At 45.6% G+C, this 26,264-nt stretch carries 23 protein-coding genes; 11 read left to right on the forward strand and 12 right to left on the reverse strand.

The features are described from left to right. Positions 1 to 15 precede the first annotated feature (15 nt). From CLV42_RS15140 to CLV42_RS15155, 4 genes are all read right to left on the reverse strand, one after another. Positions 16 to 846, reverse strand: coding sequence for an AraC family transcriptional regulator (locus tag CLV42_RS15140; RefSeq protein ID WP_106602759.1), 831 nt, complete (start codon positions 844 to 846; stop codon positions 16 to 18). 129 nt (positions 847 to 975) lie between these two features. Then, positions 976 to 2,022 carry an SDR family oxidoreductase gene (locus CLV42_RS15145; RefSeq protein WP_106602760.1) on the reverse strand — a complete coding sequence of 349 codons (1,047 nt, stop codon included), beginning with the start codon at positions 2,020 to 2,022 and terminating at the stop codon, positions 976 to 978. Between the two features lie 445 nt (positions 2,023 to 2,467). Further along, entirely contained in the window at positions 2,468 to 3,253 is a 786-nt protein-coding gene (locus CLV42_RS15150) for a molybdopterin-dependent oxidoreductase (RefSeq protein WP_106602761.1), read from the reverse strand. A 10-nt stretch (positions 3,254 to 3,263) separates the two neighbouring features. Next, positions 3,264 to 3,917 (reverse strand): cytochrome b/b6 domain-containing protein, encoded by a 654-nt coding sequence (locus tag CLV42_RS15155; protein ID WP_106602762.1) that lies wholly within the window; start codon positions 3,915 to 3,917, stop codon positions 3,264 to 3,266. 185 nt (positions 3,918 to 4,102) lie between these two features. Here CLV42_RS15155 and CLV42_RS15160 point away from each other — a divergent pair, with 185 nt between their 5' ends. The 4 genes from CLV42_RS15160 (at position 4,103) to CLV42_RS15175 (ending at position 6,063) form a co-directional block, all read left to right on the forward strand. Beyond that, positions 4,103 to 4,675 (forward strand): sigma-70 family RNA polymerase sigma factor, encoded by a 573-nt coding sequence (locus CLV42_RS15160; RefSeq protein ID WP_106602763.1) that lies wholly within the window; start codon positions 4,103 to 4,105, stop codon positions 4,673 to 4,675. Next, positions 4,672 to 4,959, forward strand: a complete 288-nt coding sequence (locus CLV42_RS15165) for a hypothetical protein (RefSeq protein WP_106602764.1) — start codon at positions 4,672 to 4,674, stop codon at positions 4,957 to 4,959. Before CLV42_RS15160 ends, CLV42_RS15165 begins: the two co-directional genes overlap by 4 nt. A 60-nt stretch (positions 4,960 to 5,019) precedes the next feature. After that, the gene (locus CLV42_RS15170) at positions 5,020 to 5,241 is read left to right on the forward strand and encodes a hypothetical protein (protein WP_106602765.1); all 222 of its coding nucleotides are present in this window, start codon (positions 5,020 to 5,022) and stop codon (positions 5,239 to 5,241) included. Between the two features lie 162 nt (positions 5,242 to 5,403). Beyond that, entirely contained in the window at positions 5,404 to 6,063 is a 660-nt protein-coding gene (locus CLV42_RS15175; protein WP_106602766.1) for a DUF4272 domain-containing protein, read from the forward strand. Positions 6,064 to 6,065: 2 nt separating this feature from the next. Here the strand turns inward: CLV42_RS15175 and CLV42_RS15180 are convergent, their stop codons facing one another. Further along, the gene (locus CLV42_RS15180) at positions 6,066 to 6,308 is read right to left on the reverse strand and encodes a hypothetical protein (protein ID WP_146154390.1); all 243 of its coding nucleotides are present in this window, start codon (positions 6,306 to 6,308) and stop codon (positions 6,066 to 6,068) included. A 9-nt stretch (positions 6,309 to 6,317) separates the two neighbouring features. Beyond that, positions 6,318 to 7,793 (reverse strand): S8 family serine peptidase, encoded by a 1,476-nt coding sequence (locus CLV42_RS15185; protein WP_106602768.1) that lies wholly within the window; start codon positions 7,791 to 7,793, stop codon positions 6,318 to 6,320. Positions 7,794 to 7,898: 105 nt separating this feature from the next. Here CLV42_RS15185 and CLV42_RS15190 point away from each other — a divergent pair, with 105 nt between their 5' ends. The 7 genes from CLV42_RS15190 to CLV42_RS15220 all read left to right on the forward strand — a co-directional run bounded on the left by CLV42_RS15190 (position 7,899) and on the right by CLV42_RS15220 (position 17,204). After that, complete coding sequence (locus CLV42_RS15190; protein ID WP_211303459.1) at positions 7,899 to 8,774, forward strand: alpha/beta hydrolase; 876 nt, start codon at positions 7,899 to 7,901, stop codon at positions 8,772 to 8,774. A 409-nt stretch (positions 8,775 to 9,183) separates the two neighbouring features. Continuing rightward, positions 9,184 to 9,471 carry an ArsR/SmtB family transcription factor gene (locus tag CLV42_RS15195; protein WP_106602770.1) on the forward strand — a complete coding sequence of 96 codons (288 nt, stop codon included), beginning with the start codon at positions 9,184 to 9,186 and terminating at the stop codon, positions 9,469 to 9,471. A gap of 34 nt (positions 9,472 to 9,505) precedes the next feature. Then, positions 9,506 to 10,183, forward strand: a complete 678-nt coding sequence (locus CLV42_RS15200) for a GNAT family N-acetyltransferase (protein ID WP_106602771.1) — start codon at positions 9,506 to 9,508, stop codon at positions 10,181 to 10,183. A 441-nt stretch (positions 10,184 to 10,624) separates the two neighbouring features. Then, positions 10,625 to 13,711: a SusC/RagA family TonB-linked outer membrane protein gene (locus tag CLV42_RS15205; protein ID WP_106602772.1), complete on the forward strand. Its 3,087-nt coding sequence runs from the start codon at positions 10,625 to 10,627 to the stop codon at positions 13,709 to 13,711. A 26-nt stretch (positions 13,712 to 13,737) separates the two neighbouring features. After that, positions 13,738 to 15,249, forward strand: coding sequence for a RagB/SusD family nutrient uptake outer membrane protein (locus tag CLV42_RS15210; RefSeq protein ID WP_106602773.1), 1,512 nt, complete (start codon positions 13,738 to 13,740; stop codon positions 15,247 to 15,249). 229 nt (positions 15,250 to 15,478) lie between these two features. After that, entirely contained in the window at positions 15,479 to 17,005 is a 1,527-nt protein-coding gene (locus CLV42_RS15215; protein ID WP_106602774.1) for a hypothetical protein, read from the forward strand. A 1-nt stretch (position 17,006) separates the two neighbouring features. Then, entirely contained in the window at positions 17,007 to 17,204 is a 198-nt protein-coding gene (locus tag CLV42_RS15220; RefSeq protein WP_106602775.1) for a hypothetical protein, read from the forward strand. Between the two features lie 317 nt (positions 17,205 to 17,521). On the opposite strand, the gene CLV42_RS15225 is transcribed toward CLV42_RS15220, so the two are convergent. The 6 genes from CLV42_RS15225 to CLV42_RS33925 all read right to left on the reverse strand — a co-directional run bounded on the left by CLV42_RS15225 (position 17,522) and on the right by CLV42_RS33925 (position 26,221). Then, positions 17,522 to 19,270, reverse strand: a complete 1,749-nt coding sequence (locus CLV42_RS15225; protein WP_245901661.1) for a RagB/SusD family nutrient uptake outer membrane protein — start codon at positions 19,268 to 19,270, stop codon at positions 17,522 to 17,524. Positions 19,271 to 19,287: 17 nt separating this feature from the next. Beyond that, complete coding sequence (locus CLV42_RS15230; RefSeq protein WP_106602777.1) at positions 19,288 to 22,806, reverse strand: SusC/RagA family TonB-linked outer membrane protein; 3,519 nt, start codon at positions 22,804 to 22,806, stop codon at positions 19,288 to 19,290. 35 nt (positions 22,807 to 22,841) lie between these two features. Next, positions 22,842 to 23,888: a FecR family protein gene (locus tag CLV42_RS15235; protein ID WP_106602778.1), complete on the reverse strand. Its 1,047-nt coding sequence runs from the start codon at positions 23,886 to 23,888 to the stop codon at positions 22,842 to 22,844. Positions 23,889 to 23,980: 92 nt separating this feature from the next. Further along, a complete protein-coding gene (locus tag CLV42_RS15240) occupies positions 23,981 to 24,598 on the reverse strand; it encodes an RNA polymerase sigma factor (protein WP_106602779.1) in 618 nt (205 codons plus the stop codon). 114 nt (positions 24,599 to 24,712) lie between these two features. Beyond that, a complete protein-coding gene (locus CLV42_RS15245; RefSeq protein WP_106602780.1) occupies positions 24,713 to 26,038 on the reverse strand; it encodes an APC family permease in 1,326 nt (441 codons plus the stop codon). Between the two features lie 45 nt (positions 26,039 to 26,083). Then, complete coding sequence (locus CLV42_RS33925; RefSeq protein ID WP_170117524.1) at positions 26,084 to 26,221, reverse strand: hypothetical protein; 138 nt, start codon at positions 26,219 to 26,221, stop codon at positions 26,084 to 26,086. Positions 26,222 to 26,264 lie beyond the last annotated feature (43 nt).

The raw sequence follows: 26,264 nt of genomic DNA on the forward strand, positions 1-26,264 counted from the left end.
AACAATCACTATTTTTCACTCGCCTTCCGGCGTGCGATTAGCAGGTGCTGCACTGGTAGGGTTATAACCGAAATGCTTTTTAAAAGCAAAGGAAAAGTGAGAAAAGTCTTCGAAACCGGCATCAAGATAAACGTCGGATGGTTTCCTCTTCTGCCCGAATATCTGATAATGGGCCAGTTCCAGTCGTTTCTTTGTGAGCCAGCGGCCCGGGGAGGTTTTGAAAACTTTTTGGAAGTCCTTCTTGAAGGTGGTCAGGCTGCGCCCTGTAAGGTATCCGAATTTTTTAAGCGGCAGATTGTACATAAAATGTTGCTCCATGAAATCGGCCAGATCTAATTTGCCCGGTTCATCGAAAACACCTAACAGTCGCTGAACATCCTTATTACAGGCATTCAGCACGGTAAGGCACTCTGCCGTCTTGATCTCCACGAGGTCAGACGGCAGCTCTTCCTGCATCTCGAAATACGGAAGAAGCGAACTAAAAAAACTATTCAGCAAGGGATGCCTCTCTAAGGCCAGGTGGCCCGGCCATTTTCCCTCAGACAGATTTTCTTCTCCTGATCTATAGAACGTCTTGAGTATGGCTTCAGGGAAAACAATTGACAATGATCGAAACGGCTCCCCATTTACAGGCAGTTTTGCCATCCTGCCTAATTCATTACGAGGGATCAGTAAGGTCATTCCAGGTGTAAAGCGATGCACCTGATCAGCGTAGGACAGTTCTAATAATCCCGCAAGCACATAGACTAAAGCATGCTGCTCAAGCATCAGTTCTCTGCTATAATGCCTTTCCTTTTGACAGGAAACAAATATTCGTCCCTTTACAGCTGCACCCGGATATTCCATATGTTAAATTTAAGCATTAATGATTACCCGGCGCCAAATTTTGCATCAGCAACAGGGCGCACGGGTAACTCTTAATCTTAGGACTGTCAACATCTTTAATGAATCAAATTAATAAGCTCACTGTCCCGATCACTGATCAAGCAGGCGCAAGCGAATCAGGCTATTGGCTGTGGCCAGCACTGCCTCTTCAGTGGAGCGGGGCGACCAGCCCAACATTCGGATGGCCTTTGCGCTGGTCACGTTCATCACCTTACCAAGTAAAGGAATCATTGACTTAACCTGTGGGTCTTTGAGGGCTGCAATACGCAGTAATGTACCAGGTATCTCTTTAGCATGGACCTTGCTGGCAGCTTCGCCCATATGCTGTTTCAGGATGTTGGCAACTGCAACTAACCAGATGCTTTCGCCTGCAGTAGCAATAAACCGTTCGCCCTTAGCGTCCGGATGAGTCATTGCACGCAGGTGCAGGTCTGCTACATCACGAACATCAACAAAGCCTGAGTTGATCTTTGGGCAACCCGGCATTTTGCCTGTCAGAAGATTTTTTATCAGATGGATGGAGTGCGAATAATCTGATCCTAATACCGGGCCCATTACCGCTACCGGGTTAACCGCAGATAGTTCCAGTTTACCACCTTCTCTTTCAATAAATTCCCAGGCCGCCCGTTCTGCCAAAGTCTTTGATTTTTGATACGCAGGGGCTTTACCAGAAGTATTGGTCCAGCTGGTTTCGTCAAAAGGTGCTGTTTGTGCAGGATGCCCATATACCACAGCACCTATAGCAGAAGTCAATACCACACGTTTTACGCCGGCATCCCTTGACGCGCGTAATACCCGCAATACTCCTTCACGCGCCGGAATGATCATTTCATCTTCATGCTTATAATTAAAAATCGGCGTAGGGGAAGCAACATGCAGCACATAGGTACAGCCGTCTACAGCCCTGTTCCAATTAGTATCAGCAGACAGGTCTGTCTCAATAAATGTCAAACGGTCGCCTGCCTCTACACCGCCTTCCCGCAGCATAGCCCTTACCTCTGTTTCCCTGCTTAAGGAACGGAGCGTAGTCCTGACCCGGTAGCCTGCATTTAATAATTGTAAGATACAATGGACGGCAATAAACCCCGCCCCTCCAGTTACCAGCACTGTTTTCTCAACATTTGAATCTGTATTCATCGTTATTTATTTGATGCATCAAAATTCGGATGGAGGCAGCATAATTGCTTTGTTTAAAAGACGCAATCTGCTTTGTTTAAAAGCCTGGCGAAGTCGGTGGGTACAGATAGTATGATACCGGATTTTCGGTGATAACCCATGATGAATAGCCATGCGATGTATGCAGCCGGAGAGACAGACCTGATGCCGCATTATAAAAGTGATGGCAAAGTATTTGTTACGTGTATGCTCCTTGTATTGAGAGTATCATATTGATATTGTTGAAGAGTAAGCCGGATAAGAATATCCAGCTTTCATATCTCACGTTATGAAGAGACACGCTTATCGCATGTCTATCAGGCCCGCAATATAGTTACGCACGTTGGAATGTCCTCTTAATGAGATGTTAAATAGTCGCTTTCAGCAGTATTTCTTATGTTAAACTGATCAAGTGAGGCAGATCGTCTTATAAACCGGAATAGTAATCATATCCTTGTTCTGCCCAATAGTCGGGTGGACGCTGGTTACTAAAACTAATGGTACCGATCCGCTTCAGGTTCTTGATGCCGTATTTTACAGGTATGATCAGCCTTAGCGGAGCACCATGTTCAGGTGTAATGGGCTGGCCATTCATCTCATATGCCAGTATGGTTTGTGGATGCAGTGCGCTCTCCATATCTAATCCGACGTAATATGCCTTGTCGGGTGTTTCCATCCCCACATAGTGCATTCCCGCTTCTTTCTGCAGTTTATAATGAGTGATGAAATCTATGAACCGTACGCCTCCCCAGTGCTGTATCTGGTCCCATCCTTCCACACATTTGAAGTCGAAGACGATGTCTGTTTTTGGTAGCTGGCGGATGTCAGCCATGTTTATTGTCAATAGTTCTTTTTTACCACGCTGTATAGATAGCCGCCAGTTGTCCTGGTCGAAATCTTCGTCTTCAATACCGATATCGCCGTTTACTCTTACATCGCTGGCAGCGCGTTCTATCGGATAGGTTCGGGCAAGATGTTTATGACTGAAGAGGTTGCGGAAGAACAATTCTGTTTTATTCAATGCACGACGCAAAGGTTGGCTGGCGCCTGCGGTAACACCTGGCGTCTCTTCAGGCGCATGCAGCAACCACTTCCAGCTTCCGAAAGCGGCTCCTCCCAATATGAAGAAAGTGAGAAAGGAGATAAAACTCCGCCGTTTGATCTTTTGTTCCGGTGTCAGTACTTTCCTGACCTTTTTGTGTTGTGTTTTCATTGTAATGATTTTATTCTTCCACTACTTCAAATCCTGCCACCATTGCCCTGAAATTATCCCACCCGGCAATGATTACCTGTACAACATGAATGACGAAGAAGAGCACATAACCGATCGTTAATGTAAAATGCAGTATCCTGGCGAAATGGTATCCTCCGCACAGCCAGCACAGCCAGTATAATTGCACCGGCTTGTAGATAGCCAGTCCGGTGATGATGGAACCCGTTCCCATGAGAATAATGGCTGTGTATGCTACTCGCTGGGCAGCATTATACTTTCCCTGGGAGGGAGACGTTTTTCGTATATGAAGATCGTGCAGCACTACCTGCCAGGCATCCCGGAAGGAATGCCGGTTAGGCAATAATGACCGCCATTGCCCTGAGAACAGGGTATATCCTATGTAAAGCAGACCATTAAGAAAGAAGAACCACATAAAGAAAAAGTGGAACGCCATGCCCTCTGCCAGTCGTTGGGGGATATCCAGCAGGGTATTGAACCAGTCAGGGAAGAAACGAATGATTGGATGTCCTGCTATTGTAATGGTGTATACATCATTCGCCCAGTAAATAAGCAGGCCGCTCCAGATCATGATAGCAAGCAGCGGAAAGTTTACCCAATGGGTCCATCTTATAAGCAGAGGATGCTTGTCTTTTATGATTTTCATATGGGTGACATTTAATATGCCTGATAAATCAACAATTTACCCCCTTAGTCGGTTAAGATTTTATATCCTTACAAAAAATGGATAAATTTTGTAAGGATTTGATTGAAAGACCGACTAACCCTTAAAATAAAGGCCCGGCGAAGGGGATATCTTTTATGACTCCTAATAATAGTAACAACTGATCGATGCTAAAGGATACAATGGCCGTTGACCCGCTCCAGTGGGTAGCGAAGTATGCAGATTATCTATTTACCTATGCCATAACAAGGCTGAATGACGATGAACAAGCCAGAGACCTGGTGCAGGAAACCTTTTTGGCGGCGCTGGAGCGGATAGACCGGTTTGAGGGAAAGAGCTCAGAACGTACCTGGCTGACCGCTATCCTGAAGAATAAGATCATAGATGTATACAGGAAGAAGTCTTCCGGACTGACTGGTGCTACGGAACACCTGAATGGAGAAGAAGAGCCGGATTTCTTCGACAATGTGACCGGACATTGGAAGGCAGCGCATTACCCGCAGGTATTTGGAATAGAGGACCCTGACCGGTTGGACAAAAAGGATTTTACGCGCATTCTGCAGCTATGTATGCAAAAGCTGCCAGCCTTATGGTTGTCAGTCTTTACCATGAAACATATGGATGATGCCCCTACGGAGAACATCTGTACAGAGCTGAAAGTAACGCCCTCTAACTTCTGGGTCATTATTCACCGTACTAAACTGAATCTCAGGGCCTGCCTGCAAAAGAACTGGATATGAGTCAGCTGAAAGAAATTATCTATAACTGTAAAAAGGCCACTTCCCTGATAGAGCGGAAGGAAATAGGTCGCCTGACACTGCGTGAAAGTGTGGAGCTGAAGATCCATCTTGCCTTTTGCTCCGTTTGCAGGATCTTCCGCCGTCAGAGTATAACTATCAACAGCATGGTAAAGATGCTGTTTAATGATGCACAGCAAAGGCAGACAAAACTGGATGATACATTTAAGAAATCCCTGCAGGAAAGAATTGAGGATAAATTGAACAAAAATGGGAAGAAGCTGTAAGGATCTGGTCTGCCAACCGACAAAGGAATCAGATTAATTAATCCATAAAACACACGTACCATGAACTTCAAATCAGTTTTTGCTAAAGGATTTACTGCAGTAGTAATCACTACTTTCCTGGCTTTAAGTGTACAGGCACAGGAACCAGCCAAGAAGGACACTTCCAGGATGCATCACAAAATGGACAAGATGCACAAAATGGATAAGAAGATGGACAAGATGGATAAAAAGATGGATAAGAAAATGGATAAGATGAAAAAAGATTCCACCAAAAGAATGTAAGTAATCTCCTCCGTTTTGACAGCAGGGCCGGGAAATTGGCCCTGCTGTCATTTTTTACACTAAAACGTAGTTGCTTTATATAAAACTGCATATATTGGGATAATTTGTATATTTATAGCCATAAAATCCTGTGAATAAATAAAGTAGAAGTTTAAAAGATAAATGCTAGCAACACGAATTACAAGAATTGAGGAACGGCTCTCACTACATGGCATCGACAATTATCAGATCTCTTATCCGGAATACCTAAACTTTGATCTGGAACATTTTGCCACACCAAGAGAGGTGGGATGCAGAGTGATGATCCTCACTGCTATTGCCTACACGATACAGGATGAGTCAAAAAAATACGGCATCATTAAATGGCTCAAGAATGAGAACATCTGGTCACATGTCAGCGAGAAGGAAGCATCATACCTGAACAGCCGGACTACGAAGGAAGATGAGATTGTAGACCTGTCCTGGAAAATTGAAGCAGCCTATATACTGGCCTGGGCCCTCGGTTTGGTGGACGATAAACCAATGCCGGGAGAGGAAGCTACGGAAGCGCAGATCAATAACATGATCCAGCAGCTGCCGGCGCTGGGAGACAAGCTGGAGGCCTTTCTCAGTCAGCTGACTTTCAGGGATACTACCGAGATCTATGACGAGAACATCTTCTACGAACTGACCACCAGTCATTTCAGGGATACCTTGTTCAGCGGCGGAAAAAGCAGGGCAGACGTACACGTACCGGCCTCCTTTGAGCGGCATCTGGCACTGAACTGGGTAAGACGTTTCATGAATGTGCAGGACTGGGACGATACAGATACTTCCACCTGATATTATCCTTTCTTTATTTTTCGCCTGGTATCAGGCACGTGATACTCCTTTTCAGGGGTAAGTGACCATTCTGTCCCTAACTCCGGCCGCACTTTGGCGATGTCGGCCTCTGCCAGCTCCAGCAGTATTGTTCTGGGGGAGAGACTGTCGTCCACAATACGCAGGTGACAGGTATGTATGATCTCCTGCACCTGTTGCACATCAGGCGTCCCATCGCCGATATATTGCAGAATATAGTTGCCCATACTTATCATTTATTCACTTAGGAGCATACCTTTCCCTTCAAAGGTAGGCTTAAATCCCAGGGATCTGATCCTGACAGATAAATATTTCAGCATCTCATCAGCCCTTGCCTGGGTACGTGGCATAGCCAGTATTTCCGGGGCGGCAGACAATAAACGGGCTGCCATGCCGGTAGCTGCCGGACAAGCCATACTGGTGCCATCCATGATGGCGTAACGGTCGTCAGGGAAGGTGGAAATAATGCCTACGCCCGGCGCAGTCACGTCAGTTTCGGGTCCGATGTTGGAGAAGTCAGCAATGAAATTAGCCTTGTCCTTTCCGTAAGGCGCTTTTATGCTCGAAGTTTCTACGACACTGGCCGGGAAGGTCTTCTTCCTGCCCATCGCCGATACGGCTACAGAAAGGCTGTAAGAGGCAGGAAAGTTCACTTTACCACGGTCATCATTGCCATTGGCACAGAAACAAAGTACGCCGGCATTATAAGCCTGTTTGATATAACTGATGATGCCTTCATCCTCCCCTTCTTCTCCCAGGCTCATGTTAATGAGATCACATTTATCGAGGATAGCCTGGTTGATGGCCTTCATGATATAAAAGTTAGAGGCGGATTTCCCTACGGGGAATACCCGGTAACTGAAGATCTCCACACCTGCAGCCACACCATGTACACCTCCTGATGCTCCTATAATACCTGCCACGTGCGTGCCGTGCCCTTCGCCATTGTCTTTGAAATCTTTCGGATCTTCATCTTTTACACAGTTCATGCCACCGGATACCACCAGGTCTTTATGAGGACCAACGCCCGTATCGATAATCCCCACCCGGATGCTGGCAGGTATGGAGGGCCAGCTGGCAGTGGGATAAAAATATCTCAGCACATCCTTGTAGTTGATGTCAATAGATGTCAGTGCGATATGAAGGGAAGCGGCAGCGGTAAAACTGGCGCGGTAATATCCCCAGTAACTATGTTCAGGATAAACGTACATCCGTTGTATACGTTTGCCTTTCAATGCGAGTGTTACCTTGCCTTTGGCGGTGGTAGTGCCGGAATCGCCCAACCTGTTCGCAAAATCAGTGAACGCTACGATGTAGATATCTTTGAGTGGGTTCCCGGCTTTATCTGTCACCGTGATCTGCAGCTTGTTATTGACCTGACTTTTCTTCGCCTTTTTCTCTATTGCTTCGTGATAGATGATCGCCTTTTTATAAAACTTCTCTTTGATGATCCTGAATCCAGGATAGGAGAAGCGGAAATCCGCCAGTTCATCATCACTCAGCTGTACCAGTTTTGCGCCGTCTTCCTGTATGGAGTCCAGCACCTTTACAGAGATCTTTTTCTCCTGTTTAGCGGGCATTCTGGCACTCAGTTTCAGGGACTCACTTTTAACAGCCGGTTCGAGTACCGTAGTGAGGAAGTTTTTTACTTTCGGGTTGGTATCTTCGTTGGTCTGGGTCTGTGTGGCGGGCAGCAGGATGAAGTTTGCCATGGGAGATAACTTTTTGAGGTGAAAAATATGTCGGCAGTTGCGCTTACTAATTTACTAATTTATACGGCTGGTAAAGTATATCTTGTAAGTAAAACCACTCAGTCTATGCTACACAGGTATATTGTCATGGCATCGTTCCTCCTGATGCCATTTTCCACGATTATAGCCCAGGATACCGCCAAAACTTTCTCTTTGTGGCCTAATGGCGCTCCTGGGTATGAAAACCGAAAAAACGAGCCGGAAGAGGCCAAAGATTACTATGTTAAGAATATCCATAATCCCTCTGTTACGATCTATCTTCCGCCGAAAGAAAAGGCAACCGGCGCTGCGGTGGTGATCTGTCCGGGAGGAGGTTTCCGCCTGCTCGTTTACAACTCCGAAGGTCGTGATCCTGCCCGTTTCCTGAACAGTATAGGTGTAGCGGCTATCATCCTGAAATACCGCCTGTTCCGGGAGGAGAATTCCCCTTATACCCTGGAAAAGGAGATCAGGCAGGATGCCTACCGTGCCATGCGTTTTGTGCGCAGCCATGCGGCCGAATGGAGTATTGACACCAACCGGGTGGGCATCTGGGGCTTTTCTGCCGGTGGAGAAGTGGTAGCCCAGGTAGCATATGGTCCCGGGTATGGAGATCCGAAGGCCAAAGACCCTATCGACCGGCTGAACGGTAAACCGGATTTCCAGATACTGGTATATCCCGGTCCCCTGGGGATTCCTGAAAAAGTACCTGCAGACGCGCCTAAAGCCTTCCTGATCGCTTCTAATGATGATGAATGCTGTTCAGCACCTATTGTTAGCCTCCTGGAGCGTTACAGGCAGGCAAAAGTGCCTGTAGAGGCGCATATTTTCGCGAATGGCAACCATGCCTTCAATATGGGTTACCGCTCCAATTTGCAGTCTGTCCGGGCCTGGCCACAGTTGCTCATCAACTGGATGACGGATTGTAAGCTGCTCTCTCCGGCAGCAGCTGCCGCTAAATAAGCAAGATCTTATAGCTCAATACCTGCTTAGGAGTACGACCAGGTCGTACTCCTAAGCGTGCTTTGTTTCGGTCTGTTCTCTATCATAACTCATCTATAAACTATCATCCAACCATATATAACCCATATATAACCCATACTTCTTAGATATGGATTATATATGGGTCATATATGGCTTATATATGGGTTATATATGGGTTATCTCAGGGAATGCACTGGGATAGCGGCTTTGCTGAGATGATATAAATACTTAATTATGTAGAGGGTTATGAGAGAATGATTAGTACAGTACTAAAAAATAGTATATGTTGTTTTTACTACTGAGAATACATCGATATTTGACATTCTAATGACACTGGGAAAGATCACTTATTCGTCTTCCAAGAAGCATAATCGATAAATTTGCATCGATGAATAAGAAACTGGACATTAAAAAAATTGAGAAGATCTCCAAAGCACTTGGTGACCCATATCGCATAAAAATTGTGGAGGCCATTCGTAAAGAGCAGGACTGGACGCCATGTACTTTGATACTCGATATGCTGGACCTGGCGCAGTCTACAGTTTCCCATCACATCAAACAGCTGGTAGATGCTGATTTGCTGTTGGCTGAAAAAGAAGGCCGTAATACAAAATATAAGATCAACAAAGAGGTTTTTGAGGAGTATGTGACATTCCTGTCGCTATTCACCGCATAAGGCCTATTTCCGAAAACAAGAATCAATCTGTACCATGTACAACGACTATGCTGCATTAGATAACCCGGTATGGCGTGCCTTACAAACAACCCATAAAGCCTTTGCACAGGGAACGGAACGTGTGCAGCGATACCCTGTAGACTATCTTCAATTCATGGGATGTGCTGATCCGCTGCATGCCGATCTGAATGAAATATTACCCTGGACAGCTGTAGGAGAAAAGATGCTCATGATAGGTGAGCTGCCTGTATTGCCGCCTAACTGGGCATTGGTAAGACAGTTGGATTGTATACAGATGACCTGTGATCAGGCGGTATCGATAGAGAGTCCCGACGTTGTACCACTGGAGGATGTTGAGGAAATGCTGGCGCTTGTTACCCTGGTACAGCCAGGGTTCTTTTATAAGAACACGCCAAAGCTGGGGCCGTATTATGGCATTTACCAGGAAGGACAATTGGTGGCTATCGCTGGTGAACGTACAAGGATAAACGGGATGGTAGAAGTGAGCGCCGTGTGTACACATCCTTCATTTACGGGGAGAGGGTATGCGCAACAATTAGTGGCGCATATTATGAATAAGAATGTGGTAGAAGGGAATGAGTTGTATTTACATTTTCTGACGAGTAATGAGCGGGCAAGGAAGGTGTATGAGAGATTGGGATTTAGGGATAGGAGGGCGATTGTGTTTTGGGAGATCATCAGAAATAACTAATAAAAAAATAACCATTGTTGACATATCACATTAAAAGAAAAACAGTCAATTCTTTTCTTTAAAAGAGCTATCCGAAAATAAGAATAATCATTATAGATAATACCCCATCACTCAAGATAAGATGTTTGAAATTGGTATAAAATAGTATCCTACTATTTTGGTAGACTATTAATTTATACTATTTTTGCAGTGCCCGATATGTTATTGCAGTCAATAGACTGGGATAAATGACAAGAAACAGGATTTATGAAACCAGCTGTACTTTTATCAACTTTACTCCATTCAACATCTTTGTCTGTAAGCATCAGTTGCTATTGTAGCACCTCTTAATTTACATACATCATCAATTCAACTATTGCCAGCTGCATTCACCCGGCAGCTGAATAATATACTATTGCCTTCAGGTAATGTATTTTCTCTATTCTTATAATCTAAACACTCATGTTCAAGAAAAATGTAACCCTCGTGCTTACACTGCTTTTAAGCACAGGGCTTTTTGCGCAGCAAAGGCAGCTACAGGGACAGGTACTCGCTGCTGAAAACAGGCAGCCATTGCCAGGAGTAACAGTCAGGATCAACCGTACTTCGTTTGGCACCGCTACAGATCAGGATGGACGCTTTCAGCTGAATCTTCCCGGCAACAAGACAGTACTTTCAGTTTCCTTTATTGGCAGGGAGACGGTAGAAACGGAAGTACGTGAAGGAGATGCGAATATCACGATTCTCCTGAAACCTGCTAATACAACGCTCGATGAAGTCGTAACAGTAGCTTACACAAATGTAAAACGCTCGGGATATCCGGGTGCCGTGTCAACAGTTAGTGCAGACAAGATCAATAACCGGCTTACGCCCAATGTTACCAATGCTTTACAGGGGCTGGTAACTGGTCTGCAGACAACATCCGCTAACGGACAACCAGGCAATAGCTCCACTATACGCATCCGTGGCGTTGGTTCTATCAACGCTTCCAGTGCTCCGCTGTTCGTTGTGGATGGTGCTCCATATGATGGAGATATTAACGCACTCAATGCAGCAGATATCGCATCCATCAGTGTATTAAAGGACGCTGCTGCTGCCAACCTCTATGGATCGCGTGCAGCCAATGGCGTTATCATCATTACAACCAAACAGGGTAAAAAAGGGGAGTCGGCTGTGAACGCTGTATTTAATCAAGGTTGGAGCAGCCGCGCTGTAAAAGATTATGATAAGATCAATACTGATCAGTATTTCCAGCTTTACTGGGAAGCCTTACGTAATAAACAGCTGACTAACGGACAAACGCCTACGCAAGCTGCGGCAACGGCCAGTGCACGTGTGGTGTCAGATCTGGGGATCAATCCATATGGGCCTAACTTCGCCGAGCCCGTTGGGACTGATGGAAAGATTGTGGCAGGAGCAAGGCCATTATGGAATGACGATTGGGAGAAAGGTATACAACAGTCCGGAAAATATACACAGGCGCAGCTCAGCTTCAGTGGTGGTAGTGATAAGTCCACTTACTATGTCAGTGGGGGCTATGTGAATAATGAAGGTGCTTATATGGGTTCAGGTTTTAAACGTTATAATATAAGAAGCAATATTACCTTACAGGCGAAGCCATGGCTAAAGGTAGGATTGAACGTGACCGGTTCCAGCTCCGCACAGGATTATCCTGCTTCTTCAGATTCACGTACAGATAACGTTGTATTGGTTGGCAGGACTATTCCCAGCTTTTATCCCATCTATCAACGTAATGCAGACGGCTCTTACAAGCTGGATGCCAACGGACAGAAGCAGTTTGACTATGGCGCCTACCGGCCTTCTGCCGCACTGGCCCGCGAGAACCTGATCGGTTCCCTGCCGCTGGATAAAAACAGGTATACCAACGAGAATATTTCTGCAAGAACATTCCTCGAAGCATCTCTCATCAAAACACTGAAATTCAAAACCAGCTATAATATCGACTATGTCAATAATAATTCGCTGGTTTATACGAACCCTTTAGTAGGTGGAGATGCTGAGATTGGTGGTACTATCAGCAAAGGCAATGGCAGGAAACTGATCTATACCTGGAATAACATCTTCACATACGATATAGACCTGTTAAGTGGTCATCATCTTAACCTGCTGGCTGGTCAGGAATATTATTATTTCAATAACAGTACGCTGAGTGGAAGTCGCCAGAAGTTTGTATTACCTGATTTGTATGAGCCAGCGGCAGCTTCCCAGCTGAATGACTTTTCAGGCATTTCCGATAACTATACAAAACTGAGTTTCTTTGGTCAGGGGCAGTATAATTATCTCAACAGATATTATTTCACCGCCTCAGTGAGAAGAGATGGTTCCTCTCGTTTCTCTCCTGATTCCCGTTGGGGTACTTTCTGGTCAACCGGTGCATCCTGGCGTATCTCGGAAGAAGCATTCCTTCGCTCTGTGGGCTGGTTGAATACCCTGACACTGAAAGGTAGCTATGGTGCTTCTGGTAATGACAATCTGAGTAGCTATTACGCTTATCTGGCGCTCTTTGATATCAAGAACAACCTGGGCAACGGTGGGGTGATCACATCCCGCCTGGCTACTCCCGGTCTTAAATGGGAAAGCAACCTTAACCTGAACATAGGACTCGACTTCGGATTGTTTGACAACCGCCTGTATGGTACGATCAACTATTATAACAGAACCAGCAAGGACCTGCTGTATGCAAAGCCTATGGCGCCATCAACCGGCTTCGGATCTATCAGCGCCAATATCGGAGCCCTGCGTAATACGGGTGTGGAACTGGAATTGAATGTGATACCAGTACGTACACGCGATTTTAAATGGAATATCGGTCTGAACGTAGCACATAACAAGAATAAGATCACAGAGCTGCCGCAGAAGGAGATCATCAGCGGTACCAAAAAGCTCATGGTGGGTAGCTCTATTTATGAGTTCTACCTGCGTGAATGGGCAGGCGTAGATGCGAAAACCGGCAATCCGCTTTGGTATCAGACCGGTGCAGATGGCAAGAAAGTAACTACCACCAATTACGCTTCCGCTACCCAGTACTATGCCGGTTCTGCTTTACCGGATGTTACCGGAGGCTTTACCAATACGCTTAATTATAAAAACTTCGAACTGTCGTTCTTATTGGCTTACAGCATTGGTGGTAAAGTGCTGGATCTCGATTATGTATCGTTGCTAAGCGGCGCTGCCAGCCCTGGCCGTAACTGGTCAACAGAACTATTAGAACGCTGGACGCCAGAGCATACCAACACCGATGTACCAAGACTCACCACTGATAACCTGAACTGGACATCCACTTCTACACGATTTCTGTACAGTGCCACTTATGCGCGCCTCAAAACGGTATCGCTGGGATATTCACTGCCAGCACAGTTATTGTCCCGCATTGGTATTGGAAGCCTGAAAGTATATGCGCTGGGCGAAAACCTGCTCACCTTTTATGGTCACCAGGGAATGGATCCCGAACAGTCTGTAGATGGTACCACCTACTATCAGTATCCCGCGATGAAGACTTTTTCACTGGGCTTACAGATAGGGTTCTAATGTGTAACGTTTAATATTGAATGAAAATGAAAGCAAGCAGAATTTATACATACGCAGCAGCGCTGATCATTGGTTTGTCAGCCTGCAACAAACAACTGGATACCGCTCCTTCCAATGCAGTATCAGAAGATATTGTGCTGAAGAATGTGGATAACCTCAGTACTATTTCAGAAGGTACCTGGGCCGCTATGATGGATGATTTTTACGGTGGTACCTTCAGTAATCCGGGATTCAAGACGATCGCATTAACCAGCGATGCCATGGCAAATGATGTTGCATTGATCACTACCAAATATGGGTTCCCTACTGCCTACCGTTTTACGCAGATGAACGATAAAACACAGGCGCGTGTAAGTGCTATATGGGGACAGCTCTACAAGATCATTAATAACAGCAATATTATCATCGCCAACGCTGACAAGGTAGAAGGCGACGCTACTGCAAAGCAGGTACTTAAAGGACAGGCGCTGGCACTGCGGGCACATACTTACCTGACAATTGCCTCCTTTTACCAGTTCTCCTTCCTGAAAGATTCCCTGGCTAAAACGGCGCCCATTTATACTACGCCAACAACAGCAGCTACACAGGGTAATCCGAAAGCCTCGCTGAAAGAGATCTATGAACTGATCTTTTCTGATCTCCTGCAAGCAAAGGCATTGCTGGCCAACTACGAGCGTCCTGCTAAATACAAGATCAATGCAGACGTAGTGAACGGTCTGCTGGCACGCGCGTACCTAAATACAGGTCGTTGGGAACTGGCAGCCGCTGCTGCAGACGAAGCACAACGGAATTATCCGTTAATGGTGCCGGCAGAGTACAGTAAAGGGTTTAATGATGTTGGCAACTCCGAGTGGATCTGGGGGCATCCTGAAATCCCGAGCCAGAGTGATGGTAGTTATAGCTTTCATTTCCTCGATGTATCTTCTGCATCTTCCTATTATTACAGCTTTATGGCAGATCCTTTTTTCGCAGAGCTGTTTGATGCCGGTGATATACGTAAAACGCTTTTCTCATGGGATGGTTCTACTGCAGCCAGAGAAGGGTATCTGCAATACAAGAAGTTTAAATTCAGAGCAGATCAGACGGCAGATCTTGTGCTCATGAGGAGCGCAGAAGTGATATTGATCAAAGCAGAAGGTTATGCCCGTGCAGGCAACCTGAATGAAGGCATCAATGCGTTGAATCAGCTCCGTACCGCAAGAGGCGCTAAAACATTTGCGTCGGAAGGAGCTACACAGGAGAGCCTGATAAAAGAGGTCCTGATAGAAAGAAGGAAGGAGCTATGGGGCGAAGGATTTGGCCTGTCGGATATTATCCGTAATCAATTGGCTGTGGTGAGAAAGCCTTATGTGGATGGCAGCAGTAATGATATAAAGGTGACCGTTGTGACGCCAGGAGGTGTTACCAAACAAGTGAATGCGAAGTATCATACGGCGCTGAGCTTTTCAGATCAGAGCAACTTTGTGGCGAATAGTCCGTATTATATTTTTGTTGTACCGCAGGCGGAGGAGCAGAATAATCCAAATCTTAATAAGTAGGGGGCCAAGAATATAAGTAAAAAGGGGTGTCGAAAGGCACCCCTTTTTTGTTGTTATTTATAACTGTTGCTTTTTCAGATCGCCACATCCAAGGTTAAATGGATCAATTGTTTTTCAAATCTCTGCATTAAAAAAAGTAGTCTGAATTTTAACTGAAAAAGGTACTAAATTGCGCCCTTCATTTAACTATATCTTTTTTACGTTAACATCCAAAACAAGCATCGCTTTTATGAGCATCACAACCATTATTTGTACCTTACCTGAAATCCGCTATCAGTTAATTCAGCTTATTAGGGATGAGTTTTCAGTTTCTCAACAGATTGCCGAAAAGGTATATGACCGAAGACTAGGTCAGCATTTCCAGCGGTTCCAACCTGATATCCATTTTGTAATTGAATATCCGTATGTAGACAGGGTTTACCGGGATAGTTATTATTCATACTTTTCCACAAAAATGAATGGGTATAAAAAGGATTGCATCAGGCTGTCTTTTTTTAGTGAAGAAGTAAGAGCGGATCAGTTCAGGGATGAAACTCAAATTTTAGATTTAAGGAACAGCTATTTGGGGTTTATGATATTAAGGCCCACAATACCTAATGTTATCGGCAGAAGCGTGATTTCGCCTTCAGCATTATTGGAACACGATTTTTTATGTGTAATGAGTAAATTTCAGTCAACAGTATGTTCGGTTAAGTTTGAAGTAACCGGTTTCCCTCATTCCTCTCAGGATACAGAAACCATTACATGTGCGGAAACATCTATTTGGGCTATCATGGAGTATTTCGCATCGAAATATCCGGAATACAAACCCGCTCTCCCATCCGTCATTATTAATGCATTAAAAAGCCGTTCCAATTTTCGGCAGATACCGTCAGAAGGCCTTAATGTAGATCAGATGGGATACGCCTTGCGCGAATTTGGATTTGGAACCAAGATTTATTCTAAGGATAAGTTTAAAGAGGGACTGAAAAATGTGCTTTCTACCTATGTGGAAAGCGGCTTGCCGCTGATAGTGGTTATTTCAAATACCCATAATGGGGGAGACGTAGGACACGCAGTATTAGTGGTAGGCCATAGTTGTACTAGTGATATTAATATTGATCAGTTGCAAACAAGGAAGGAGCAAGATGCTAGTCTGAGCGCGATTTTACAAAAAAAGGAAATTAATATAATTGATAATGATGATATTGAAAGGGATTTTGTCATAGTAGATGATAATCGCCCGGTTTATCAGCTTGTCCCATTAGATCAGCCAGTACGGCATTATCAAAATCCCGCCTGGACCAACTGTGAGATAGTTCATTTCCTGGTTCCATTGTATCCGAAAATCTATTTGGAAGCATCTGTAGCTAAAAAATATATTAAAACTCTTCTGTTAGAGGATCAATTTAATATTCCTATAGGAACAGAGATCTTTATTAGGATTTTTTTAACTTCCAGTCGTTCGTATAAAAATTACTTATCGCAAGACCGGAGTTTTCATCCTGATTTTAGGGACTTTATCCTTGATGCGCCAATGCCCAAGTTCATTTGGGTCGGAGAAATTTCATCGAGAAAGTTAATCAAACAAAAAAAGGCAATAGGGGTAATAATAATCGATGCTACGGAGCCTAAACTGACTAAATATGAATCGTTAATAGTTAGTGGGTATGACCAATACTTTTTCTATCGTGACGATATTAGCAAGGAATTAATCAGGAATTCATTATCTTTAGGGGAATTTAACATATACACAAACAATCTAAAAGGCTTCTGATATGGCAACTAAAATTAATAGAAGAGAAGAGATTATAGCCAGGCTATTTGCAGAAGGAAAAGCAGAAATAATGGATTCTCCTGAAGCAATTGCACAGAGGGAATCACTTGACGAGTACATGGAGGAAGCACGAAGAGAATATCTGAGAAAGGCTCATGCCTCACAAATAGAAGCATCCCGATTTATAATAACTTCATAAGCTAATATTTGCATCTTATTAAAAAGGCGGCCGGTTAATGGTCGCCTTTTCAATTTTCGGCAATTTTTAACGAGGGGAATAGCAATCAGATGACCTGCTTTGTATTCTTTCATCCTTGTAATTCGAGTGCTCAGCGCTCGAATTACAAGGATGAAATTTTTTAAAAGATGAATAATGTATTAGTTATTAATTGATTAATTTTTTTGTGGCAGTTAGATAGATTTTTGTTAAATATCCTAAAACTAAAAGGCTTCCAGGCACTCGCCTGAAAGCCTTTCTCAAATTGTAAAGAGAGAGTACTTACCAGCCATATCCTATCAATGGTATCCGTTATTTTGTTTCAGCGTAGGCGTACTTCCATTGGTAGAAAGATCTATCTGCCGCTGAGGAATTGCAAAATATTCATTCGTTCCTTTCACAAAATCGGCCCCCTGTACATCCAATGTCCGCGCACCTTCAAAGGCGAAGAATGCATTCAGTGCCTGGTCAGCTATTCCCCAGCGTACGAGGTCGAAGAAGCGGTGACCTTCCATGGCCAGTTCCAGTTTGCGTTCAAAATAGATGGCTTTTAAGGCGTATTGCTGACCTTTCGAAGCAAAGGAGCCTGTCGGGTAGAGAGCGACTTTATAATTGGCCGCAGGCACGTTAGAAAAGCCATCCATAGGGGCGCTGTTGCTCTTGTACTTGTAAACAGCGCTTGCCGGCTTAGCAGCCCGTTCCCGCACAATGTTCACATAGGCTTCTGCTGCATCGAAGTTTTGCAGTTGCGCTTCACACTCGGCTGCGAGGAGTAATACATCAGCATAACGGATCAGGTTATAGTTGATGGCATTGCCGGGCGCCCATCCGCGGGGATCGTAATATTTATCCTGTGTAGCCTGCCAGTAGACGTTCTTTTTAGGAGAGTAATGGCCTGCGGTAGACGCTTCCCTGATCCAGGTATCGCCGGGATGTACACCCCAGTCGAGATAGGGAATACCCTGACGACCGACTGTCCAGTCCAGGCGGGGATCTACTGTTTCAGTATTTACATTGTGGGTATTGTAGTTGTCGAGGAAGGGCAGTCCCTGGGGATCGGTGATATAAGAGTTCACCAGGTCTTGTGTAGGCTGGAAGAATCCGCAGCAGCTGAAAGGACCGTTATACGGATAGTTCAGCATCTCGCCCTGGTTCGCATTGGCAGAAGTGCCTGAGTTGTCGTTAGCGTCATATTGTATGGCAAAAACAGACTCAGATGTGTTTTCTGTAGCAGCATCGAAGTTGTCTTCAAAACGGTCTCTTAATGCATAACGATCGCCTTTGGAAGTAATCCCCTCTGTGGTGATCTGGTCAAATAGTGGTTTGGCATCTGTATACTTATGCTCGAACATATATGTCTTGGCGAGATAAGCCGCGGCAGCCCATTTATTCGGCCTTCCCACTTCGTTCTGCGTAAGGGCCAGGTTGTCCATCGCAAATTTGAAATCGGCTTCTATCTGGGGCCAGATGTCCTTGTCGTTGGGCGACTTCATATCAGTAGTGGTTTCATCTATCCAGGGCACCATGTTGAACATTTTTTTCAGATCGGAGTAGTAATGGCCCCGTAGGAAATGTGCTTCCGCCGCTACTTCTTTCTTTTCATCTTCTGTCATGTCTGTGACTTTCGGTAAGAGTCTCAGCACAGAGTTACAACGGGTCACACCTTCATAGTCCACCCGCCACTTGTCATTCAGGAAGCTGTTGGTGGCACCGGCGCTGAAACGGGCAAGGTCGAGGGTAGGAGGGGAATCAAAATGGTCGCTGCCTTTGTGGGCATCACCACCACATACACTGCCATAGATCCAGTTATCAGGAGATACTGCATAACCCGCGCCGCCGGAGAGGTTGGTCATATCACCATCGGTGAAGTCCTGTCCGTCCAAGGCGCCATAAGCACCTACCAATAAAGCATTGACGCCTTTTTTATTGGCTATCAGCTCTTCCTTTAAAGAGGAAGGTGGTACCCTGTCCAGGAATTTGTTACAGGAAGGCGTACATATGCCTATGCCTGTTATGAAGAGTATCGCTATATGTTTATTCAGTTTCATGGTTTTCAAGTTTAACATCAGAATGTAAGATTGAGACCTGCCAGGAATTGCCGCTGACTTGGATAAGTGCCTTCATCTATACCGAAGTTCCTTACATCGCTACCACCTATTTCCGGATCAATACCTGTGTACTTTGTAATGGTGAACAGGTTAGCCGCCTGAATATAGATACGCAGTCTGTCTATGTGCAGTCTGCCACCCAGCTGCTGCGGGAAGGTATATCCCAGCTGCATGTTCTTACAGCGCAGGTAGGCGCCATTTTCCACATAATAAGAGTTGGGAACAGCATTGGTACTGAAAGAACCTTCGCCTTCCTGGATAGGCGCTTTGGCGTTCATACGGTCGGGCAGCCAGGAATCATATAAAGCAGTTTTGCTCTTGGCGCCATCAAAGGAGGAAGAGAAATCTGTCCACCATCTCACCTGGTTCCAGATCTTGTTGCCCTGTACGCCAAACAGGAATACACTGAAGTCAAATTGTTTGTAGGTCAATCCCAGGTTGATACCATACGATACTTTGGGATTGGGATTGCCGAGGAAGGTGCGGTCATCCGCATTGATCACGCCATCATGATTGAGATCAGCGTATCTGAAACGGCCGGGAGCAGCAGCTTCCTGGAAGCTTGCGGAAGGATCTCCTGTAGCAGTTTGTGCGGATTGATCGGCTTTATCAATATCGCTCTGACTATTCCAGAAGCCATTGATCTTATAACCATAGAAGCTGGAAATAGGCTGTCCCACTGCATTACGGATAATGCCCTCTGAGAAGTTGCGGGGATCCCTGTCGAAGTAATTGACGCCCTGCGCTATTTTCACGATCCTGTTTGTAAAGGTGGTAAAGGTGACAGTAGCGTCAAACTTCAGGTCTTTGGTAATATCCGTATGACTGGCAATGGTGAGGTCCACCCCTTTGTTCTTCATGTTAGCCACATTGGAATAGGGAGAAGGAGCAGTACCATAAGTACCTGGTAGCTCAGTATTATAGAGCAGGTCCTTGATGTTTTTCTGGTAATAATCTGCAGAGACCTCCAGTTTGCCGCCAAAGAGCGTAGCGTCAAAACCAATATTGGTGTTGATATCACTTTCCCACTTTGCATCCGGATTGCCGATCTGTACATGCTGGAAGCCCAGTACAATGCTGTTATTTGTTCCTAAGAGATCATAGTAGGAGGTATTCTTGTTACCCCCGTACAGTGTAAAAGCATTACCAGGCGTAAGACTTAGCTGATTACCCATGATACCCCATCCTCCGCGGATCTTCAGGTCTGTGAGCCAGTGAATGTCTTTCATAAAAGGCTCCTGCGAAATACGCCATCCTGCACTGGCAGCGGGAAACAGACCATAACGGTTGTTAACGCCGAATTTGGAAGAACCATCGCGACGTAAGGTACCGCTCAATAAATATTTGTCCCTGAAGCTATAATCTATTCTGCCGATTAGTGATAACAGGCCTGCGGAATAACGACTGGCTGTGATAACCTGTCCGCCGGCGCCCGTACCATTATCTACATAGTCAGGGTCAAAGATGAAGAAGTCCTGTGTAGTTCCTACCTGCTGACGGGAACGCTCGTCATATGCTTCCGCGCCTACCAGTACATTCAGGGTATGTACCGTGTTAAATGTGTTGTGATAGTTCAGTGTGTTGGTCCATGTCCAGTTATGGTCGAAATTGCTGGACTCTGTATAGGCGTTCACACCTGCGTTCTCTTTATTCTCATATTGCGGATATGTAAAGTTATGCCGCCATCCGGAATTCACTTCGCCACCGAAGCTGGTGTGGAAGGTGAAATGATGCAGGAAGTCGATATCAGCATAGATATTTCCGAATACCCTGTTCACCTGTCCCCGGTCATTCCTGGTGCGGTATTGCATGGCTACAGGGTTCATGGCATCTCCCAGTCCCAATCCGTTGGAGCCGCCGAAATTTCCTTTGATATCATATACGGGAATAATGGGCTGCTCGCGCAAAGCCATGCCCACAGCACTGCTGGCAGTGAGCAGGTCTACAGTCGGATTGTCAGTAATGGAGAAGGAGAGGTTTTCTCCTACACGGATATTCTTACTGATGCTGAACTGGCTGTTGGAACGGATGATATATCTTTTCAGATAAGTGTTCATCAGTGTACCCTGCTGATTGAAATAGTTCAGCGAGAACAGGTAACTGCCTTTGTCTGTACCACCACTCACTGACAGGTTATGACTGGTCATGGAAGCAGGGTTGAATACCTCATGGAACCAGTCAGTACCTGCTTTATTCGCCTTTGTGATATAATAGAAACTATTATAATCGTCCTGGTCTGTGTAATTGGGATTGACATAATAGAGGTCGGGATTCACACGTGGATCGCCTTCCTTTAATCCTACAGGCTGGATATAATCCGGTAATACCGGACTCGCACCGTTGCCATACAATGTATCGCTCAGTGGTATACCGGTGTTCTTATAGCGCAGCCAGCGCAGGTCGGCCATTTCCTGTGAGTTGAGCGTATGCCATACATTTCCTCCTTTAGGATACTGACGACCGTAGTAGGCGTCGTATTTGATCTTCACCTTGCCACTGCCTTTTTTAGTGGTGATAATGATAACACCATTGGAAGCACGTGAACCATAAATAGAGGCAGCACCTGCATCTTTCAGTACCTGCATGGATCCTACATCATTTGGGTTGAGGTCATTGATACTTTGTGTAGGCACACCATCTACTACATACAATGGCGTGTTGTTATCGAATGTGTTCACACCACGGATGCGTACAACAGGCTCCTGACCTGGTTGTCCGGAGCCGATGACGGTCACACCGGAAGCCTGTCCCTGCAGTTGACTGGTCACCTGGCCGGAAGGCTGTTTCACCATTTCACCGATATCAATTACAGCAACAGCGCCGGTGAGATCTTTTTTACGTTGAGCCGTATAACCGGTTACGATCACCTCGTTGAGGGTACTGGTATTTTCAGTCAGGGTGATATTGATCTCGGATTGTGTGCCGACAGGGATTTCCTGCGACTGATAGCCAACAAAGGTTACTTCGAGTATATCACTAGCGGTACCGGGAACGTTGACTGTATACGTACCATCAGCTGCTGTTACAGCACCGGTGTTTGCTCCTTTTACACGAATGGTCACGCCGGGCAATGCTGCGCCTTTTGCATCAGTGACCTTTCCGCGTACCGGGCGTTGGGCGGTCACGGTGTTGGTGACCGGCGCTGTCTCCTTTGTTTTTATGAGATAGAACTTGTCGCGTACTTTTTCAAAAGAGAGATTGAAAGGGGCCAGTGTTTTTTCGAGCGCCTCTTCAGGCGATTTGCAGGCAGCAATATCCACGCTGTTTTTCTGATCTGTGACCAGTTCACTTTTATAAGCAATGGAAACACCGAATTTTATTTCCGTTTGCCGGAATAACTGCCTGATGGATACATTATCCTGCTGTTCCAGCAAATGTGTGGCGGACGTAGCGTCTGGGCTGTGAGCCAGCGCAGGTGAGCATAGGGCGCCTGACACAAAGACATGCATCAGCAGCACACGTAAATGTTTTTTCATGTGCGATTTAATTTTGGTTAATAAAAATCAGGGTATCAGTTTTCCCCTACGTGGTTTGTTTCATCGCGTTTGTTAAAGCGTACATTAAAAGCCTTTTCAAACTGCATTAACATGGTATCTGCATTGTAAATGATCGGCATAGAGCCGGAAACACTGTACCGCAGCACCCTGGGATCTTTTACGGTAACATGCCTGTCAAATACCTGCTGCATAAATTGTATAGCGTCAGCAACAGTATATTCATCCATTACTAATTGTCCATGTGTCCAGGCAGTTACTTTTTCAGCATCAGTTCTGCTTTTGGAATATTCGCCATCTGTTTTGTCGTAACGGAGCATTTCTCCCGGTCTGAGGTATAGTTGTGTAACATGTTGGTCCTGTTGCTCCGTAATATTTAGTTTAATACTTCCTTCCTGTAATACGACTGCTATCTTATTCCCAAAGTTATTTACGTTGAATCGCGTGCCCAGTACTTCTACCGATAGATGATCATAAGTATGTACTATAAAACTCCTGTTGTCTTTTGTATGCTTTACGTGAAACCAGGCTTCACCATCCAGCCATACTTCCCTGACAAGCGGCTCCTTTTGGGTGTAGAGCAGGCGCGAACCGGCATTGAGTAATACTTCGGAGCTATCTGGTAATAACAGTCTTTTGGTTTGTCCGGGTTGTGTGGCTACGCTGGCGGTAACAGTGCGGAACGGCTGTGTTCTCATGAACAGCCAGAGTGTGCCCAGGAAGACGAACAGTAAAACAGCAGCAGCATATTTCCAGGTAAAGATCCGCAGGCGGCTGGCAACAGGAGCAGGAGCGGGGGATAAGCCCGTCATATCATCCGCAGCAATATTTTCCCATATATTGTCCCATAGCTGTTCTTTCTGTGCAGCAGTCATCTGGTAGTCGCGGAAATGAATGGACCTTACCAGCTGAATAGCAGTATCCACGGCGTTCTTTTTTTCGGGATGCAGTTTCAGCCAGGTATCCCAGTAGTAGGTATTCTTTACATCCGGCCGCAACACCCACTCCTGGAAATATTCATCCAGGGCAAAGTCACGGGCGGTATATAAATGATACTGCTGCAAATGATCGCTTTTAAATAGAGAGACCGGGATGAGAGGAATCTCATCACTTTTTTGGAACTTTTTTAAAATTATTTTCAGAGGGGTAGAAGGGCTTATTTTCCTGGTTGCAGTAAAAGAAGTAAGACAGCAGGCGGCAGCGTCTTTTTGAGCACGCTAATGGCTTTAGAAATGATGTTGTAGACGGAGTCGACCTTCATAGACATCATATCTGCTACTTCCTGGTAGGAGAGCTCATGAAAAAAACGGAGGTAAATGGCTTCCCGCTGTCGGCGGGGCAGGGCATTGAGGGCAGCATGCAATTGTTTTACCTGTTCCTGTACTTTTTCATCCTGTATGATGGCGTGTTCCCGGCTGGGAATCAGCTCAAAGTCGAAGGGAATCTCTGTTGTTTCTGCCCTGAAACGGCGGTCCCTTTCCAGGGTACGTAAAAGGCGGCGGCGCAGGCTGCTGAGGAGGTAATAACGGATATTGAGTAGCTGGGCGGCCAGATGCTCCCTGCTTTGCCAGAGGTCATGAAAAAGTTCCTGGAGGCAATCCCGGACCAGTTCTCCGTCACCGCACAGGTGAACGCCATAATGGTAGAGATTATCCACCTGCTCCTGGTAGATCCGGGCAAAGGCATCCCGGCTACCTTGCCGGAAGCTATTCCAAAGTTCTTCCTGGGGAGATACTGTATGGGAAGCAGTGATGGCTGTTTGTACTGCTTTCATGCTGGTCTTTTTGGTTGACGTAATCCTCTAGTCTGATAAAAGTAATCATTTTAGAAGATTTACAGCCTGCTTTCCTGTGAAAGTAACCTGACTGGTCGACCGGGTGTATAATAGTTACAACATCTTTTTCTCAAGCCTTGATTTAATGATATAGACAACGATGCCTGCCATTGTCACAGTAGCCCCAGCCAGCATCATATGCAGGCCGGTAGAAATGAAAATGCCAATCCAGATAATGATAGCGAGGATCACGGGCAGGGGATATAAAGGCATATGCCATTTGAAGAAATTCCTTCCCTGTCTTCTGCTGAGTAATATCAAACCCACTGCCTGGGCAATGAACTGGATCATGATACGCATGGCAAGGATAGCGCTGATCACCTCTTTGATTTTGAATAGGAGGCTGAATATAAAGGCCACAGCTCCTAAGAAAAGCAGTGATATATAGGGGAAGTTCTTGGTAGGGTGAAGGCGTGCAAATACTTTAAAGAAAGCGCCATCCTGTGCAGCAGCATAAGGAATACGGCTATACCCCAGCGTTGCCGAAAATACAGAGGCGAAGGCCACCCAGAGGATCAGGATAGTGGCCACTTTGGCTGCCATGGCTCCTCCCAGTACTTCGATGAACTCACTTACTACAAAGGGACTGTGTGCTACTCTGTCAAACGGTAATACGGAGGCCACACTGATATTCATGCAGAGGTATAACACGGTTATACCAGCAATAGAGATGAGCATACTGCGGGGGATATTTATTTCCGGCCGTTTGATCTCTCCACCCAGGTGACAAACATTATAATAGCCAAGATAACTGTAGATGGTTTTAACGCTGGCAAAGCCCAGCGCTGCTGCAAACGCGGAGTTGAGTTCCAGGCCGTCATTGATATGTTTAATAGGTTCCAGGAAGTGGCCATGTGTTATACCTCCGCTGATGATCCAGACCATGGTAACGAGTACGCCCATCCACAGCAGTACACTGATCCTGCCAATGGTCTCGATATTGCGATACAGCAGGAAAACGATTAACAGCACCATACCGCCACTGACTGCCTTTGTACCCCAGAAACCTAAAGGAAAGATATAACCGGCATATTGTGCAAAACCAATAGCTGCCGAAGCGATGACAAGCGGCGCCTGGATCATGGTCTGCCATACAAAGAGAAAACTCATCAGTTTTCCCGTTTTTGGGCCGAAGCCTTCTTTCAGGAAGTTATAACTGCCGCCTGCTTTTGGAAAGGTAGCCCCCAGCTCACTCCATACCATAGCATCAATGAACGACAGCACGGCCCCTGCAATCCAGGCATAGAGGAAGCCCGGACCGTGCATGGTTTCAGCCACTACGCTCAATACTATAAATGGGCCTATGCCCACCATATCTGTCATATTAATAGCAGTAGCCTGTAACAGGCTAATGCGCCGGGATAGTTCTGGTTGCTTCATTTGTGGCGTAAAAATAAATATTTTGCGCCGCAGCAAGGGAAATATTTATTGAAAATTATCAATGTTTATGAGGATCCTTTCCAGGCGGATGCTTTTGATCTTCCAGTCCCCCGACAGTATCTGCCTTTCATGCTTTTGATTGGCTTCTATGTCTGCCAGTACAGCGATTGATTTAGTGTCCATATTTAATTGATTTGACATTTCCGTGATAATTGGAATTGTAATT

It is taken from the genome of Chitinophaga ginsengisoli, assembly GCF_003014595.1.
Taxonomy (GTDB): domain Bacteria; phylum Bacteroidota; class Bacteroidia; order Chitinophagales; family Chitinophagaceae; genus Chitinophaga; species Chitinophaga ginsengisoli.

Excerpts from the sequence above, each read along its gene's own strand:
- CLV42_RS15140 (WP_106602759.1), bottom strand. The coding sequence starts at position 846 with ATGGAATATCCGGGTGCAGCTGTAAAGGGACGAATATTTGTTTCCTGT.
- CLV42_RS15145 (WP_106602760.1), bottom strand. The coding sequence starts at position 2,022 with ATGAATACAGATTCAAATGTTGAGAAAACAGTGCTGGTAACTGGAGGG.
- CLV42_RS15150 (WP_106602761.1), bottom strand. The coding sequence starts at position 3,253 with ATGAAAACACAACACAAAAAGGTCAGGAAAGTACTGACACCGGAACAA.
- CLV42_RS15155 (WP_106602762.1), bottom strand. The coding sequence starts at position 3,917 with ATGAAAATCATAAAAGACAAGCATCCTCTGCTTATAAGATGGACCCAT.
- CLV42_RS15160 (WP_106602763.1), top strand. The coding sequence starts at position 4,103 with ATGCTAAAGGATACAATGGCCGTTGACCCGCTCCAGTGGGTAGCGAAG.
- CLV42_RS15165 (WP_106602764.1), top strand. The coding sequence starts at position 4,672 with ATGAGTCAGCTGAAAGAAATTATCTATAACTGTAAAAAGGCCACTTCC.
- CLV42_RS15170 (WP_106602765.1), top strand. The coding sequence starts at position 5,020 with ATGAACTTCAAATCAGTTTTTGCTAAAGGATTTACTGCAGTAGTAATC.
- CLV42_RS15175 (WP_106602766.1), top strand. The coding sequence starts at position 5,404 with ATGCTAGCAACACGAATTACAAGAATTGAGGAACGGCTCTCACTACAT.
- CLV42_RS15180 (WP_146154390.1), bottom strand. The coding sequence starts at position 6,308 with ATGGGCAACTATATTCTGCAATATATCGGCGATGGGACGCCTGATGTG.
- CLV42_RS15185 (WP_106602768.1), bottom strand. The coding sequence starts at position 7,793 with ATGGCAAACTTCATCCTGCTGCCCGCCACACAGACCCAGACCAACGAA.
- CLV42_RS15190 (WP_211303459.1), top strand. The coding sequence starts at position 7,899 with ATGCTACACAGGTATATTGTCATGGCATCGTTCCTCCTGATGCCATTT.
- CLV42_RS15195 (WP_106602770.1), top strand. The coding sequence starts at position 9,184 with ATGAATAAGAAACTGGACATTAAAAAAATTGAGAAGATCTCCAAAGCA.
- CLV42_RS15200 (WP_106602771.1), top strand. The coding sequence starts at position 9,506 with ATGTACAACGACTATGCTGCATTAGATAACCCGGTATGGCGTGCCTTA.
- CLV42_RS15205 (WP_106602772.1), top strand. The coding sequence starts at position 10,625 with ATGTTCAAGAAAAATGTAACCCTCGTGCTTACACTGCTTTTAAGCACA.
- CLV42_RS15210 (WP_106602773.1), top strand. The coding sequence starts at position 13,738 with ATGAAAGCAAGCAGAATTTATACATACGCAGCAGCGCTGATCATTGGT.
- CLV42_RS15215 (WP_106602774.1), top strand. The coding sequence starts at position 15,479 with ATGAGCATCACAACCATTATTTGTACCTTACCTGAAATCCGCTATCAG.
- CLV42_RS15220 (WP_106602775.1), top strand. The coding sequence starts at position 17,007 with ATGGCAACTAAAATTAATAGAAGAGAAGAGATTATAGCCAGGCTATTT.
- CLV42_RS15225 (WP_245901661.1), bottom strand. The coding sequence starts at position 19,270 with ATGAAACTGAATAAACATATAGCGATACTCTTCATAACAGGCATAGGC.
- CLV42_RS15230 (WP_106602777.1), bottom strand. The coding sequence starts at position 22,806 with ATGAAAAAACATTTACGTGTGCTGCTGATGCATGTCTTTGTGTCAGGC.
- CLV42_RS15240 (WP_106602779.1), bottom strand. The coding sequence starts at position 24,598 with ATGAAAGCAGTACAAACAGCCATCACTGCTTCCCATACAGTATCTCCC.
- CLV42_RS15245 (WP_106602780.1), bottom strand. The coding sequence starts at position 26,038 with ATGAAGCAACCAGAACTATCCCGGCGCATTAGCCTGTTACAGGCTACT.
- CLV42_RS33925 (WP_170117524.1), bottom strand. The coding sequence starts at position 26,221 with ATGGACACTAAATCAATCGCTGTACTGGCAGACATAGAAGCCAATCAA.